Raw genomic sequence first — 15179 nt, forward strand, 5'->3', positions numbered from 1 at the left:
ACCATTTTCTTATAATACCTTAACAAGATACTGAATTATGTCAGGAAATTCTTTCGGAAAACTGTTTACGGTGACCACTTTTGGCGAGAGCCACGGCGCTGCACTGGGCTGCATTATTGATGGTTGCCCTCCCGGGCTGGAGCTTTCGGAAGCGGATATGCAGGCGGACCTGGATCGTCGCAAACCGGGTACGTCGCGGCATACGACCCAACGCCGCGAAGCCGATGAGGTTCGTATTCTGTCTGGTGTTTTTAAGGGCAAAACGACCGGTACGCCGATTGGTCTGATGATTGAAAATACGGATCAGCGGTCCAGGGACTATTCGAAAATATCGGAACAGTTCCGTCCCGCCCACGCCGATTACACCTATATGCACAAGTACGGGATTCGGGATTACCGTGGTGGTGGCCGTTCTTCTGCCCGTGAAACCGCCATGCGGGTGGCCGCCGGTGCTGTGGCCCGAAAGTTTCTGCAGGAGCGTCTGGGAATTCGTATTCGCGGTTATCTTTCAGAACTTGGCCCTGTTCGTGCCGAGAAGCTCGACTGGGACCAGGTGCATCAGAATCCGTTTTTCTGCCCGGATGCCGACAAAGTGCCGGAGATGGAAGCCTACATGGATGCCCTGCGCAAGGAGGGGGATTCCATCGGCGCCCGTATCAATGTGGTTGCAGAAGGTGTTCCGCCCGGGCTGGGTGAGCCGGTGTTTGATCGCCTGGATGCGGATCTGGCCCATGCGTTGATGAGTATCAATGCGGTGAAGGGCGTGGAGATTGGTGCAGGTTTTGGCTGTATCACGCAGAAAGGTACCGAACACCGGGATGAAATGACGCCGGAAGGGTTTTTGTCCAATGAGGCTGGTGGTGTGTTGGGCGGTATTTCCTCGGGGCAGCCGATTCTGGCGAGTATTGCGTTGAAGCCTACGTCGAGCTTGCGTTTGCCGGGGCGCAGTATCGATGTAAATGGTAATCCGGTGGAGGTTATTACCACGGGCCGGCACGATCCCTGTGTGGGGATCCGGGCGACGCCGATTGCGGAGGCGATGATGGCGATTGTTCTGATGGACCATTATCTGCGGCACCGTGGTCAGAATGGGGATGTTTCTGTTTCTACGCCTGTGATTGTGCAGCTATAAGTTCCGTTCTTCGGTGAAGCGATCCAGTCAGGCGAGGCTGTTCAAAAAACGCCCGTAAATACCTCCCTGTAGGGCTTCGTCGCGCCATCCCTGGCGCTCCAGATTTTTGAACAGCCTCGCCTGACTGGATCACCGTAGTTCGGCGTTTTATCAATATGGTCTGGGAGATACCGAGATTTATTGGCGCCTTTCCAACCTCTACTTCTGGTTTTTCGCCCTTCTGGGCGGGCTTTTGCCCTATTGGTCGTTGTACTTGCAGGGGCAGGGCTTTTCCTATCTGCAAATTGCCACGCTCATGGCAACCATTCAGCTCACCAAGATTGCCGCGCCCAGTGTCTGGGGTCATTTGGGGGATAAAACCGGCCAGCGAGTCCGGCTGGTTCGGTTAGGAGCAATAACCGGTTCTGTGTTTTTTGCCGGGGTGTTTCTTGAGCCGGGGTTTTACGGGCTGCTGCTGGTTATGCTGGCGTTTACTTTTTTCTGGAACGCGATCCTTCCGTTATATGAGGTCATCACCCTGCGCTCGCTTGGAAAGCATCGCGACAAATACGGAAAGGTCCGGTTGTGGGGTTCGGTTGGTTTTATTGCTGCAGTGGCAGGGATTGGGGCGATTCTGGAGTGGGTGGCCGTTGGGTGGTTGCCATGGCTGCTTCTGCCGGTGTTTGCAGGGATTGCAGTATCAGCGTTTCTTGTACCTGCCGAGCGGGGTGAGCGTAAACCCCCGGCACCCAAAGGCAGCTTGAAGGCTATTGTAACGCACCCTGCCGTGGTGGCGTTTTTTCTGATGAATTTTCTGTTGCAGGTTTCCCACGGCGCCTACTACACGTTCTTCAGTATTCATCTGGAACAGCATGGTTACGGAAGCTTTGCTATTGGGCTGTTGTGGTCCCTTGGTGTGATTTCCGAAATCGGCCTGTTTCTGATTATGCACCGCTTGACCCGCAAGTTTACGGTGCGGCAGATTGCCATTGGCGCTTTGGGGTTAACGATGGTGCGGTGGGCGCTGATTGCGGAGCTTACTGATGTCCTGCCCATTCTGTTGTTTGCACAACTGTTGCACGCTGCCTCTTACGCTGCGCTGCATGCGGTTTCGGTCCAGTATGTTCAGGGCTTTTTCGGCCAGCACCATCATGGGCAGGGGCAGGCTTTGTACAGTGGCCTGACGTTCGGTGCAGGGGGTGCGGTGGGGGCCTGGCTGTCGGGCTTTCTGGTGGATGGCTTCAGCACGTCAGCGGCATTCTGGGGCGGCGCCGTGGCAATGGCAATCGCTATCATTATTACAGCACGGGGGCTTCAGGCTCCGCCGGTTTCTCATTCCGAACCCTCTTCTTCATCCTGAACGATAGCCAGAAGCGCCCTGGCGGCATTGCCTGGCTGTCTGCCGGTCAGGCCGATACCCCCGAGAACGCGGGTGACCGGCTGGCCCGCATTGGGGCCTTTCGTTACCACGCCTTCCAGTACTTTCAGGCTTTCGTCCACCATCCGCAGTGGCAGCACACTCCAGCCAAGGCCAACGCTGGTCATCATTTTCAGGGTTTCGAGGTAATTGGTGGGCATTTGTGGGTGCAGCGGCAGGTTTTCCTCCAGAAACAGACGGCTGATCACCCTGTAGGTTGATGTTGTTGTGTCGGGGAGCAAGGCGGGATGCCCGGCCAGATCGGCCAGTCGCGGACTGTCCAGTTCGGCCAGGGGGTGGTCTTTGCCCACTACAAAGGCCATGGGGTCTGGCCACTGTGCGAACACGTGAAAGCTGGCAGGCATGCTGTCGCTCAGCGTGACAAAAGCCAGTTCGGCATTGCGTTTTCGCATTTGTTCGTAGGCTGCATCGGATTCCATGAACTGCAGGTTGATGGCCACGTGTGGGTGCTCGCGTTTGAACCGTCGCAGCCATTTTGGCAGATGATGAAGGCCTATATGGTGGCTGGCGATGATGAGGAGTTCACCTTCTATGAGGCTGGAGTCCGGCGAGAGGGCAATACGGGCGTTGTGGATTTCGTCGAGAATTTTGCGCGCATGGGGCAGAAGGCGGCTGCCGGATTCAGTGAGGCGCAGCTGGCGCTGGCTTCGGTCCACCAGCGTTGTACCCAGCTGGTTTTCCAGTGTGGCCAGGCGCTTGCTGATGGCCGGCTGTGTGATATGCAGTAACTCGGCAGCTTCCGAAAACGAGCCCTGGTCGACGATGGTAAGAAAGGCCTTGAGTGCGTTTGAATCCACGGTTTTTTATTCCTGCGATGCTTTATCTGAAAAGGCTATCCCATAACACACTGGAATGCCATGAATGAAAAACATGAATTGCAGTTATCTTTTGCCCGGCGGTATGATGGGGGATGGCATTCAAACTGCACCTCCGGAAAATGAGAGAGAATCATGGCGGGTAAGACCTTATACGACAAATTGTGGGACGATCACCTGGTCAAACAGAGAGATGACGGTTCTGCACTGATTTACATTGATCGCCACTTGTTGCACGAAGTGACGTCGCCCCAGGCGTTCGAGGGGCTGCGACTGGCCGGGCGCAAGCCATGGCGTATTGATGCCAACCTGGCAACGCCGGACCACAACGTTCCAACCACGGATCGCGACAAGGGTATCGACGGTATTGTTGACCCGGTTTCCCGCACTCAGGTGGAAACGCTGGGCAAAAACTGTGATGAGTTCGGGATTCTTGAATTCAAAATCAAGGACAAGCGCCAGGGTATCGTACATGTGATCGGGCCGGAGCAGGGCGCAACCCTGCCAGGCATGACCATTGTTTGCGGCGACTCCCATACCTCTACCCACGGGGCGTTCGGCTGCCTTGCCCATGGCATTGGCACATCGGAAGTGGAGCATGTGCTGGCAACCCAGTGCCTGGTGCAGCAGAAAATGAAAAACATGCTGGTGAAGGTAAACGGCCAGCTTGGCGAAGGTGTGACCGGAAAAGACGTGGTCCTGGCTATTATTGGCAAAATCGGTACCGCCGGCGGCACAGGTTATGCCATCGAATTCGGCGGGGAGGCCATTCAGAACCTGAGTATGGAAGGCCGCATGACCATCTGTAATATGGCCATCGAGGCCGGTGCCCGGGTGGGCATGGTTGCTGTGGACGGCACCACCATCGACTACGTGAAAGGCCGCCCGTTCGCACCCAAGGGCGAAACCTGGGATGCTGCCGTTAAATACTGGCGAACCCTGCACAGTGATCTTGATGCACAGTTTGACAAGGTGGTTGAATTTGACGGCTCAGAGATCCTGCCACAGGTAAGCTGGGGCACGTCGCCGGAAATGGTGGCGGATATTACCGGTGCTGTGCCGGATCCTGCCAAAGAAGAAGATCCCATCAAGCGCGAAGGCATTGAGCGGGCACTGAAGTACATGGGCCTGAAGCCGAACCAGGCAATCACGGACATCAAACTGGACAGGGTGTTTATCGGTTCCTGTACCAACAGTCGTATTGAAGATTTGCGGGAGGCAGCCGCTGTGGTCAAGGGGCGCAAAGTGGCCGATAGCCTCAAGCAGGCCATGGTTGTCCCGGGTTCCGGTCTGGTGAAAGAGCAGGCTGAAGCCGAAGGGCTGGACCGGATTTTTGTTGAAGCAGGTCTTGAATGGCGTGACCCCGGTTGCTCCATGTGCCTGGCCATGAACGCCGATAAACTGGGGCAGGGCGAGCACTGTGCCTCTACCTCCAACCGCAACTTTGAAGGCCGGCAGGGCTTTGGTGGGCGCACGCACCTGGTGAGCCCGGCCATGGCCGCTGCCGCGGCGGTAGCTGGCCATTTCGTTGATGTTCGTGAACTGCTTAACCCTGCCACAGGAGAGAACTGAACCATGCGCGCATTTACGCAACACCAGGGCCTGGTGGCCCCCATGGACCGTTCCAATGTGGATACGGACATGATTATTCCCAAACAGTTTCTGAAATCCATCAAGCGCACGGGCTTTGGCCCGAACCTGTTTGATGAACTGCGTTACCTGGACGAAGGCAAACCGGATCAGGACAGCTCGCAAAGGCCGCTGAACCCGGATTTTGTGCTTAATCAGCCCCGCTATCAGGGTGCCAGTATTCTGTTGGCGCGGAGTAACTTTGGTTGTGGCTCCAGCCGTGAGCACGCTCCTTGGGCACTTGATGATTACGGATTCCGGGTAATTATTGCACCGAGCTTTGCGGATATTTTTTACAATAACTGCTTTAAGAACGGTCTGCTACCCATTGTTCTTGAAGAAAAAATAGTAGATCAGTTGTTCCGGGAGGCTGAAGCCGAAGAAGGTTATCAGCTGTCGGTGGATCTGGACGCAAAAACCGTAACCACACCATCCGGTGAGTCTTTCAGTTTCGATGTGGATGACTTCCGCCGGCACTGCCTGCTCAATGGTCTCGATGATATCGGGGTGACCCTGGAGGATGCCGAGCTGATCAAGGCTTATGAAGATCAGCGTCGTCAGACAGCGCCCTGGCTGTTTGGTGCAGGCCAGTAATTACACATCAGGCCGGGTTGGCGGCGAGTCACCCGGTATTGCTTAACTCGCCGGGTCATGCGCCCGGTAACAGGAAAACTGGAAACATCTCATGTCCCGAACTGTTCTTCTTCTGCCGGGCGACGGCATAGGCCCGGAAATTGTTGCAGAGGCTGAAAGGATTCTGCACGCCGTTAACGAAAAGTTTGATCTGCAGCTCAGGTTCGAGTCCGGCCTGGTGGGCGGTGCAGCCCTGGACGATGCAGACACCCCGTTACCCGAGGATACTCTCTCGAAGGCCACGAAAGCGGATGCAATCCTGCTGGGGGCAGTTGGTGGCCCCAAATGGGATGGCCTGCCTATGGCAAAACGCCCGGAAAAGGGCCTGCTGGGCCTGCGATCGAAGCTGGAGCTGTTTGCAAACCTGCGCCCAGCGGTTCTGTACCCGCAACTGGCTTCGGCATCCTCCCTCAAGCCGGAGGTGGTTTCCGGCCTGGATATCATGATCGTGCGTGAGCTTACCGGCGGTATCTATTTCGGCCAGCCGCGGGGTGTTCGCGAACTGGAAAATGGGGAGCGTCAGGGTTACAACACTTACGCCTACACAGAATCCGAAATCCGGCGCATTGGCAGGGTTGCCTTTGAGGCCGCACAACAGCGCGGTAAAAAACTCTGCTCCGTCGATAAGGCAAACGTACTGGAAGTGACCGTGTTGTGGCGGGAAATCATGAATGATCTCAAGCGTGAGTACCCCGACGTTGAGCTATCCCACATGTACGTCGACAACGCTGCCATGCAACTGGTTCGTGCGCCCAAACAGTTTGATGTGATTGTGACTGGCAACATGTTTGGTGATATTCTTTCAGATGAAGCCGCCATGCTTACTGGCTCAATTGGCATGTTGCCGTCGGCTTCGCTGAACTCTGAAAAGCAGGGTATGTACGAGCCTTGCCACGGGTCAGCACCGGATATCGCTGGTAAGGGTATCGCCAACCCGCTGGCAACGATCATCAGCGCTGCCATGATGCTGCGGTACAGCCTTGAGGAAGAAAAAGCGGCTGCCGCCATTGAAGCGGCTGTAAACAAGGTACTGGACCAGGGGTTGCGCACGGCTGATATCATGTCGGAAGGTGGTACCCGTGTTTCCACCCGTGAGATGGGCGACGCGGTACTGGCTGCCCTGTAAACAGAGGCATTACATTGACAATTTCCCCCGACAGCAACGCGATGCGGTTGCTGCGGGCCCATTCATCCTGTCCCTGCCAGCGATAAAGGTTGAGGGCGGGCATAAAACGAGGTTCAAAGGTCGCACATGAAGCGAGTTGGACTTGTAGGTTGGCGCGGTATGGTGGGCTCTGTCCTCATGCAGCGCATGCGCGAAGAAAACGATTTTGCAGATATCGATCCGGTATTCTTTTCCACCTCCCAGACTGGCCAGCCAGCTCCGGACGTGGGAAAAGAAGGCGTGCCACTGCTGCAGGATGCGTTCGATATCGAAACCCTTAAAACCCTGGATGTGGTGCTGACCTGTCAGGGTGGCGATTACACCAATGCGGTTTACCAGAAACTGCGTGATGCGGGCTGGGAAGGCTACTGGATTGATGCGGCTTCTGCGCTGCGCATGGCCGACCATTCCGTTATTGTTCTGGACCCGGTGAACCGCAACGTAATTGACGCTGCGCTCGATAGCGGAGTCAAGGATTACATTGGTGGTAACTGCACGGTCAGCCTGATGATGCTTGCCCTGGGCGGGCTGCTGGAGCAGGACCTGATTGAGTGGGTAACTCCCATGACCTACCAGGCTGCGTCCGGTTCCGGCGCGCAGAATATGCGTGAACTGCTTAACCAGATGGGCGAGCTCAGCCGTAGTGTCAGTGAAGAACTGGCAAGCCCGTCTTCGGCAATTCTGGACATCGACCGCAAGGTGACGGAAACCATGCGTTCCGACGGCTTTCCCACCGAGCATTTCCAGGTACCCCTGGCAGGCAGTCTTATTCCGTTTATCGACAAGCAGCTTGATAACGGCATGAGCAAGGAAGAGTGGAAAGCGGGTGTTGAAACCAACAAGATCCTGGGGCGCTCAGGGAACCCGATTCCCATTGACGGGATCTGTGTGCGGATTGGTGCCATGCGCTCCCACAGTCAGGCGCTGACCATCAAACTGAAGAAAGATCTGCCTGTTGCCGAGATTGAATCCATTCTGGCGAAAGCGAACGACTGGGTAAAAGTTATTCCCAACGATCGCGATGCCACAATCGAAGAGCTGACACCAGCCAAGGTAACCGGCACCTTGAGTGTGCCCATTGGGCGAATCCGCAAATTGGCCATGGGGCCGGAATATATTTCGGCATTTACCGTGGGTGACCAGCTTCTGTGGGGAGCCGCTGAACCCCTGCGCCGCATGTTACGGATTCTGCAGGAGCGTTAAGAAATGTTACACAGAGGCAATTAATGCCAACTGTGTCCGGTTTCGGGAAGCCGGTTCGGGGGCGGAGGCTGATTTCAGGCTCCGCCCCTGTTATTTTCAGGAGTACTAAGGAGTTCCGTGCAACTGATAAATAAATGGTGCAAGGATTGCATCTGATTGATTGATAAAACGGGTTTTATCAACAATACTTGCCGGACTGAAAATTGATAGCGTGACATATTAAATCAGAATTATTCGGGCGCAATTCTCCTGCCTCACAAGATTCTGTTTTAAAAACAGTCAAGAATAACGGGGACTGGAAAGGAAAAAGCATGAAGGTACGCAAGCTTGCGGTTGCACTGGCTCTGGCGGGAGGTCTGGGATCCGGCGTCGCTCAAGCCCTCGGGCTGGGTGAGATTGAACTTCAGTCCTATCTGAATGAGCCGATGGAAGCGGAAATCGTTCTGCCGCAAAGCCGGGGCGTTGATCCCGGTGATGTGTTTGTGAATGTAGCGCCGCCGAAAGCTTACGAGAGGCTTGGGCTGCAGCGGGACCGGTTTGTTGGCAAACTTCGTTTCGACGTAACTACGAGCCCGGATGGCAGCCTGGTGGTGAATGTGTCCTCCCGTGAGCCACTGCGAGAGCCGTACCTCAATTTCCTGCTGGAACTGACCTGGCCTAACGGCCGGTTGATGCGTGAATACGCGGTTCTGGTGGATCCCCCGGTCTATGCTGAAGAATCAGGTATTACAGAGCAGGTGCGTGCACCTTCCAGTGCGCCGGCCGCTCAGTCCCGGCCAGCCACTGCTGACCGCAGCGCCGAGTCGATGCGACGCCAGGCCAGGGTGGAGCAGTCCCGGAGCAGTGGTTACCGCTCAGACACTTTTGGCCCTACAGGCGCGTCTGACACGCTCTGGACGATTGCATCTGCCGTTCGCCCGGATGACAGCCTGTCCATGCAACAGGTCATGCTGGCCCTTCAGGATCTGAATCCGGACGCCTTTATTGGTAACAACATCAACCGCCTTAAGCGTGGGGAAATACTGCGTGTTCCAACCGTAGAACAGATTCGCAGCCGCAGTCGGGCCGAGGCAACCCGGGTGGTTGCCCTGCAGAATGAGGAGTTCCAGCAGCCCAGGCGCACTGTTGACGCCACGCCTGCCCGGCAGCCGGAGGCCGGAGACACAGGCGGAGCCCGCGCAGGTGGTGACGAGCTCAGGCTTCTGGTTGCAGACAATGAAGGTGGCCGCAGCGAAACGGAAAGTGGCTCTGCCGGCGGTGACAGCCAGTTGGCCGGTGGCGTTGATGCCGGTACGGCGGTCATCATGGAAGAACTGGAAAGTGCTCGCCGGGAGAATGACGAGCTCAACAGCCGGGTTGATGACCTTCAGGATCAGGTAAAAACCCTGCAGCGTTTGCTTGAACTGAAAAACACCCAGCTTGCCGAGATGCAGCAGGGTGTCGCAGCGGGCGATGCAGCGCCGCAAGCAACACCGCCGGCGGAGGAAGGCACTGCGCCGGATGATACCGCAGCAACTGCCACTCCGGCAGGCGAAGAAGTTGCAGCAACTGAAGACGGTAGCATTGAGGCTGAATCTGCGCCTGAAGATGGCGGCGCCATGGCAGAATCGGCGGGTGAGACGCCTGCAGATGCAGATTTGGCCGCTGTAGGAACCAATCAGGAGGATATGCCCGGGGCAGGCACTGCTGAGGCTGAGGCTGATGCTCAAGCCGCGGAAGAAGCGGCAGAACCCGAGGGCGTGCAGGAAAGTCCGGGCGAGACCGCTGCGACCGATATGGAAGCAGCCACGGATGATACGGCTACCGCCCAGGAAGATACCGCACAGCCGCCGGTAATCACTGAGGCACCGGACGCCAGGGTGCAACCGAAACCCGAACCCGCAGCGGAGAAGGGCTTCCCCGGCAACCTGATTGATGCCATCACCGGCAACATAATCTATCAGATCGCACTTGGTGGCGGCTTGGTCGTTCTTCTGCTCCTGCTTCTGCTTCTTGCCCGGCGCAACGCCAACCGCGAGAAAGCCTTCTATGAGCAGTTGAACAACGAACCGGATGCGCCTGATGATACCTTCGACCTGAGTCTCGAAGACGATGAGCCGGCACACAGCGGCGTTGTCAATGGTGACGCTCTGGAAGAGGCGAAAGCCTACCTGGCCTACGGTCGTTACGAAGAGGCGGCCCAGGTTCTGGAAACAGCTATTTCCCGGGAGCCAAGCCGCACGGATCTGCGCCTGAAACTTCTAGGTGTTTACGCAGATAACCAGGACCGCGACTCGTTCGAGAAGCAGTATGGCGAAATACAGACCCTGGGTGATGACGAAGCCATTGCCGAGGCTACCGATCTTCGTGGGCGCCTGGAAGAGGCGGAGTCGATGCCGAGCATTGACGATCTCGAATCGCAACTGCGCTCAACGTCCTTTGGCGAAGAGTCTGGAACGTCTGTGTCTGATGAAACCCTGGCTGACCAGTATGACGCCGAGCGTGAAGAGCAGGTTGAGAATGAATTTGGTGATTTTGACTCGGACCTGAGCGACTTTGAACTTGATACCCTGGAAGAGGCAGAAGCCGCTGCGGACACCAGGGCCTCAGATGAGGAAGAAGAAAAAGACAAAAAGACCGCTGACGACATGATCGAATACGATCTGTCGGGCATCGAGATGCCGGAGGCTGATGACGCTGACTCAACAGAGACTGCGTCCGGGGAGGAAGATTTTTCCTCCCTTGAAATCGATCTGGATGAGCCAGAGGAGCCACTGGAAGAGCCATTAACCGGGGCTGCTGATGAATCGTCAGAACCGGAAGCAGAAACCGAAGGCGGAGAATTCGATTCGCTCGATGAGTCCTTCCTGGACGAGCTGGATGCCGAGCTGGACAAGGTAGCCGGCGAGGAAGATGAGCTTGGGGGAGCCGAAATGGAAGAATCCACGCTCGATGATCTTGAGCTGGATGTGTCCGATGAGGATCTCGCTTTGATGGAGGAGTTCTCGGATTCAGCCGACTCTGCAAATGCCAGCTCGGAGGATGATGAGCTTTCTCTGGACGATGAGCTTGAGCTTGAAGATACGCTGCGCGAAAGTGAGCTCATGGGTGAGAGCGACACGGCAAGCCCGGAACAGGAGATTGCCGGAGAGGAAGAGCTGGCAAATCTGGACGATCTTGATGAACTCGACCTCGACTCGCTGGATGGTTTGATCGAAGAGCCGGAAGCCAATCTGCAGGATGACGAACTGCCGGTAGCCTCCGACGAGGTCCAGGAAGATGGACCTGCGAAATCATCGCTGGATGATATCGGTGAAAACGAGCTTGGCGATGATGACGACTTCGATTTCCTGGCGGGAACCGATGAAGCAGCAACCAAGCTGGATCTGGCGCGGGCCTATATCGAGATGGGAGATAATGATGGTGCCCGTGATATTCTTGAAGAAGTAGCCCTTGAGGGCGACGATGAGCAGAAAGTGGAAGCTCAGGAGTTGCTTAAAAATATGTCCTGATCCGCTATAATCGGATAACAGAGGCAACAGGCGCCGGTCGCCGGGATTTGTCCCGGTATTCAGCCGGCGCTTTGTTTTTACAGCAACACTTTTCCGGATTTACATTTGTTTCTTCACCCCCAGGAACTTACAACAGACAATGCCATCGGTGGCGGCCGGGTTGCTTTGGCTTTCGAATACGATGGCCGCCATTTTCATGGCTGGCAACTTCAGAAGTCCGGAGTGCGCTCGGTGGAGGCGGAGCTTGCCAGAGCCGTGGCGCAAGTGGCTGATCATTCAGTGGATCTGGTCTGCGCAGGGCGCACGGATGCCGGGGTCCATGCAAGCTACCAGATAGCGCATTTTGAAACTTCCTCCGTTCGTAACCTGCGCTCATGGGTTATGGGCATTAATACCGCCTTGCCATTCGATATTGCCGTGCATTGGGCAGGTAATTGCGTTGATGACTTTCATGCACGTTTTTCCGCCATTTACCGGCGTTATCGCTATGTTATCTACAACAGCCCGGTCAGGCCCGGGATTCAGCGGGGCCAGGTAAGCTGGACGTTTCGCCCGCTTGATGCACAATGCATGCATAATGCGGCTCAGGCACTTGTTGGTGAGCACGATTTTTCCTCATTCCGTGCTGCCGGTTGCCAGTCCCGGACACCTGTGCGTTTTCTGGAGCGGATCAAGGTAACCCGTAAGGGCCAGTTCGTCGTAATTGATGTGCAGGCCAACGCTTTTCTGCACCACATGGTTCGGAATATAGCCGGGGCGCTGATGGCCGTAGGTACTGGAAAGCAGCCGTCATCATGGATTCATGACATACTGCTGGCGAAAGATCGCACCCTTGCCGGAGTCACCGCACCGCCCCATGGCTTGTATCTGGTCGATGTCGGATATCCTGAAGCCTGCGGTCTGCCAGCCGCGGAATGCGGCCCCGGGTTTCTGAGGCCCTGGTTCAGCCAGGCCGAGAACAGGCCGGTTGCCCCTACACATATTCATCCGAAACAGAAGCCGGTACAGGTATCATGAATACACGTGTGAAAATCTGCGGCCTGACTCGTGTTGAAGATGTGGAGGCTGCCGTTGCCAACGGTGCGGACGCCCTGGGGCTGGTCTTTTACGAGCCCAGCCCGCGATCTGTCACTATCGGGCAGGCTGAAGTGCTTGCCCGGCACGTGCCGGCATTTGTTTCCGTTGTCGGGCTGTTTGTGAATCCTTCCGACACCTATGTCAGAGAGGTTCTCAACCGTATTCCGCTGGACCTGCTGCAGTTCCACGGGGACGAAACACCCGACTTCTGCGCCGGGTTTGGCCGGCGCTGGATAAAGGCTGTCAGGGTGCAGAGCGCCGGGCAAATTGAGCAGGCCTTCAGGGATTACCATCTGGCATCCGGGCTTTTGGTCGATGCCTGGGATCCCGACCGTTACGGAGGCACCGGGCACTCATTCAACTGGGACCTGATTCCCTCGGTTCGCACGCTACCGCTGATATTGGCCGGTGGGTTGTCATCTGATAACGTGTCCGACGCTGTAGAGAAGGTGAAGCCCTGGGCTGTAGATGTCAGCGGCGGTGTTGAAAAGGCTAAAGGCATCAAAGACATCAAAAAAATTTCCGACTTTATTTGTGAGGTTCACCGTGTCTGTAAAACTGACTGAAGAAATGCTGACGGCGTTGCCGGATGCGCGGGGGCATTTCGGTGCCTTTGGCGGACGGTTTGTTTCCGAAACGCTGATGGATTCCCTGATGACTCTGGAGCGGGAATACCTTCGCCTCAGGAAAGATCCGGAATTTCAGGCTACGTTTGACAAGGATCTCGCAAATTATGTGGGCCGGCCCAGCCCGCTGTATTTTGCCGAGCGACTGACCCGGGAAACCGGCGGTGCCCAGATCTGGCTGAAGCGGGAAGATCTCAACCACACGGGGGCGCACAAGGTTAATAACACCGTTGGCCAGGCGCTGTTGGCCAGTTTTCTCGGGAAAAAGCGGATCATAGCCGAAACCGGTGCGGGGCAGCACGGTGTGGCCACTGCCACAGTCTGTGCCCGCCTCGGGCTGGAATGCCACGTTTTCATGGGTGCAGAAGATGTTCAGCGCCAATCACTCAACGTGTATCGCATGAAACTTCTTGGCGCCCAGGTACATGCGGTGGAAAGCGGAAGCCGAACCCTCAAAGATGCAATGAATGAGGCCATGCGTGATTGGGTCACAAATGTGGATGATACCTTTTACATCATCGGTACCGTCGCTGGCCCGCATCCATACCCGTTGCTGGTGCGGGATTTCCAGTCAGTGATCGGTCGTGAAACCCGTCGCCAGTCACTGGAAAAAACCGGAAAGCTGCCCGATGCGCTGGTGGCCTGCGTGGGCGGAGGCTCCAACGCGATCGGCATGTTTTACCCGTTCCTTACTGACGAATCCGTGCAGCTTTATGGCGTGGAAGCCGGTGGGCTGGGTATTGATACCGGGCAGCACGCAGCACCCTTGTGCGCAGGGCGCCCGGGTGTATTGCATGGCAACCGCACCTACCTGATGGAAGACGAGAACGGTCAGATTGCCGGAACCCACTCGGTAAGTGCCGGTCTGGATTATCCGGGCGTAGGGCCGGAACACAGCTGGCTAAAAGACATCGGGCGGGCCAACTATGTGTCGGTAACCGATGATGAAGCCCTGGAAGCGTTTCGCATGCTGACGCTCGTTGAGGGTATTATGCCGGCACTTGAAACCGCCCATGCAGTTGCCTATGCAGTCAAACTGGCGGCTACCATGGACAAGGACCAGATGGTGGTAATCAATATTTCCGGTCGCGGCGACAAAGACATTCATACCGTTGCGCAGTTGGATGGTATCGAACTCTGAATAATCGACAGGAGCAGGCATGAGCCGAATTGAAGGGGTTCTGCGAACCCTCAAAGGACAAGGCCGGAAGGCGCTGATTCCCTTTATTACAGCCGGTGACCCTCACCCGGATGAGACCGTAGGCCTGATGCACACCATGGTGGATGCCGGGGTGGATATAATCGAGCTGGGTGTGCCGTTTTCTGATCCCATGGCAGATGGCCCGGTGATTCAGCTGGCCTGTGAGCGTGCCCTCAAGCATGGCACGTCCCTGCGCCGCGTACTGGCGATGGTAAGCGAATTCAGAAAAACCAATGACACCACTCCGGTGGTGTTGATGGGCTACCTCAATCCCATCGAAGCCATGGGGTACGAAGCCTTTGCCGATGCCGCCGCAGAAGCCGGTGTGGACGGTATTCTCACGGTCGATCTGCCGCCGGAAGAAGCAGGCGACGTTGCGCCGCTGTTCGCACAGCGCGGGCTGGACCCGATTTTCTTGCTTGCGCCAACGACAACCGATGATCGGATTCGCGCGATTGCCGATCACTCTTCCGGATATGTGTACTATGTTTCATTTAAGGGTGTGACCGGAGCTGCCAGAATAAATGTGGATGAAGTAGCTGCAAAAGTGGCTCGCATTCACGAATTGACGGCCCTGCCGGTTGGTGTCGGCTTTGGCATTCGCGATGCGGAAACAGCCGCTGCCGTGGGGCGGGTATCCGATGGTGTAATTGTTGGCAGTGTTCTGGTCGATACAATAGCCAGAAATCAGGCAGATATCGAAGAGCTTAAACGGGCACTGACGGATCTGCTCAACCCGATGCGTGAAGCACTGGATAGCCTGGCTTCCTGACCCGGAAGGCGAGGGCAG

At 56.2% G+C, this 15179-nt stretch carries 12 protein-coding genes; 11 read left to right on the top strand and 1 reads right to left on the bottom strand.

The features are described 5' to 3' along the window. Positions 1–37: 37 nt before the first annotated feature. Positions 38–1132, top strand: a complete 1095-nt coding sequence (gene aroC, locus CDH48_RS10395; protein ID WP_100688672.1) for a chorismate synthase — start codon at positions 38–40, stop codon at positions 1130–1132. 175 nt (positions 1133–1307) lie between these two features. Beyond that, positions 1308–2471, top strand: coding sequence for an MFS transporter (locus tag CDH48_RS10400; protein WP_100688673.1), 1164 nt, complete (start codon positions 1308–1310; stop codon positions 2469–2471). Here the strand turns inward: CDH48_RS10400 and CDH48_RS10405 are convergent. Next, on the bottom strand, positions 2444–3346 hold the full coding sequence (locus CDH48_RS10405; protein ID WP_100688674.1) for a LysR family transcriptional regulator: 903 nt from the start codon (positions 3344–3346) through the stop codon (positions 2444–2446). The genes CDH48_RS10400 and CDH48_RS10405 overlap by 28 nt on opposite strands. 153 nt (positions 3347–3499) lie before the next feature. Here CDH48_RS10405 and leuC point away from each other — a divergent pair, with 153 nt between their 5' ends. The 9 genes from leuC to trpA all read left to right on the top strand — a co-directional run bounded on the left by leuC (position 3500) and on the right by trpA (position 15161). Next, the gene (leuC, locus tag CDH48_RS10410; RefSeq protein ID WP_100688675.1) at positions 3500–4936 is read left to right on the top strand and encodes a 3-isopropylmalate dehydratase large subunit; all 1437 of its coding nucleotides are present in this window, start codon (positions 3500–3502) and stop codon (positions 4934–4936) included. Positions 4937–4939: 3 nt separating this feature from the next. Next, positions 4940–5587: a 3-isopropylmalate dehydratase small subunit gene (gene leuD / locus CDH48_RS10415; RefSeq protein ID WP_100688676.1), complete on the top strand. Its 648-nt coding sequence runs from the start codon at positions 4940–4942 to the stop codon at positions 5585–5587. 91 nt (positions 5588–5678) lie between these two features. Continuing rightward, positions 5679–6752: a 3-isopropylmalate dehydrogenase gene (gene leuB / locus CDH48_RS10420; protein WP_100688677.1), complete on the top strand. Its 1074-nt coding sequence runs from the start codon at positions 5679–5681 to the stop codon at positions 6750–6752. Between the two features lie 126 nt (positions 6753–6878). Beyond that, positions 6879–7994 carry an aspartate-semialdehyde dehydrogenase gene (asd, locus tag CDH48_RS10425; RefSeq protein ID WP_100688678.1) on the top strand — a complete coding sequence of 372 codons (1116 nt, stop codon included), beginning with the start codon at positions 6879–6881 and terminating at the stop codon, positions 7992–7994. 311 nt (positions 7995–8305) lie between these two features. Continuing rightward, on the top strand, positions 8306–11485 hold the full coding sequence (locus CDH48_RS10430) for a FimV/HubP family polar landmark protein (protein ID WP_100688679.1): 3180 nt from the start codon (positions 8306–8308) through the stop codon (positions 11483–11485). 105 nt (positions 11486–11590) lie between these two features. After that, positions 11591–12502, top strand: a complete 912-nt coding sequence (gene truA / locus CDH48_RS10435) for a tRNA pseudouridine(38-40) synthase TruA (protein ID WP_100688680.1) — start codon at positions 11591–11593, stop codon at positions 12500–12502. Next, the gene (locus CDH48_RS10440; protein ID WP_100688681.1) at positions 12499–13128 is read left to right on the top strand and encodes a phosphoribosylanthranilate isomerase; all 630 of its coding nucleotides are present in this window, start codon (positions 12499–12501) and stop codon (positions 13126–13128) included. Before truA ends, CDH48_RS10440 begins: the two co-directional genes overlap by 4 nt. Beyond that, positions 13121–14329 carry a tryptophan synthase subunit beta gene (trpB, locus tag CDH48_RS10445; RefSeq protein ID WP_379923747.1) on the top strand — a complete coding sequence of 403 codons (1209 nt, stop codon included), beginning with the start codon at positions 13121–13123 and terminating at the stop codon, positions 14327–14329. Before CDH48_RS10440 ends, trpB begins: the two co-directional genes overlap by 8 nt. Positions 14330–14348: 19 nt before the next feature. Continuing rightward, entirely contained in the window at positions 14349–15161 is an 813-nt protein-coding gene (gene trpA / locus CDH48_RS10450; RefSeq protein ID WP_100688683.1) for a tryptophan synthase subunit alpha, read from the top strand. Positions 15162–15179 lie beyond the last annotated feature (18 nt).

Source organism: Marinobacter aromaticivorans (genome assembly GCF_002806975.1).
GTDB lineage: Bacteria > Pseudomonadota > Gammaproteobacteria > Pseudomonadales > Oleiphilaceae > Marinobacter > Marinobacter aromaticivorans.

Excerpts from the sequence above, each read along its gene's own strand:
- CDH48_RS10430 (WP_100688679.1), top strand. The coding sequence starts at position 8,306 with ATGAAGGTACGCAAGCTTGCGGTTGCACTGGCTCTGGCGGGAGGTCTG.
- leuB (WP_100688677.1), top strand. The coding sequence starts at position 5,679 with ATGTCCCGAACTGTTCTTCTTCTGCCGGGCGACGGCATAGGCCCGGAA.
- trpA (WP_100688683.1), top strand. The coding sequence starts at position 14,349 with ATGAGCCGAATTGAAGGGGTTCTGCGAACCCTCAAAGGACAAGGCCGG.
- aroC (WP_100688672.1), top strand. The coding sequence starts at position 38 with ATGTCAGGAAATTCTTTCGGAAAACTGTTTACGGTGACCACTTTTGGC.
- leuD (WP_100688676.1), top strand. The coding sequence starts at position 4,940 with ATGCGCGCATTTACGCAACACCAGGGCCTGGTGGCCCCCATGGACCGT.
- leuC (WP_100688675.1), top strand. The coding sequence starts at position 3,500 with ATGGCGGGTAAGACCTTATACGACAAATTGTGGGACGATCACCTGGTC.
- CDH48_RS10440 (WP_100688681.1), top strand. The coding sequence starts at position 12,499 with ATGAATACACGTGTGAAAATCTGCGGCCTGACTCGTGTTGAAGATGTG.
- asd (WP_100688678.1), top strand. The coding sequence starts at position 6,879 with ATGAAGCGAGTTGGACTTGTAGGTTGGCGCGGTATGGTGGGCTCTGTC.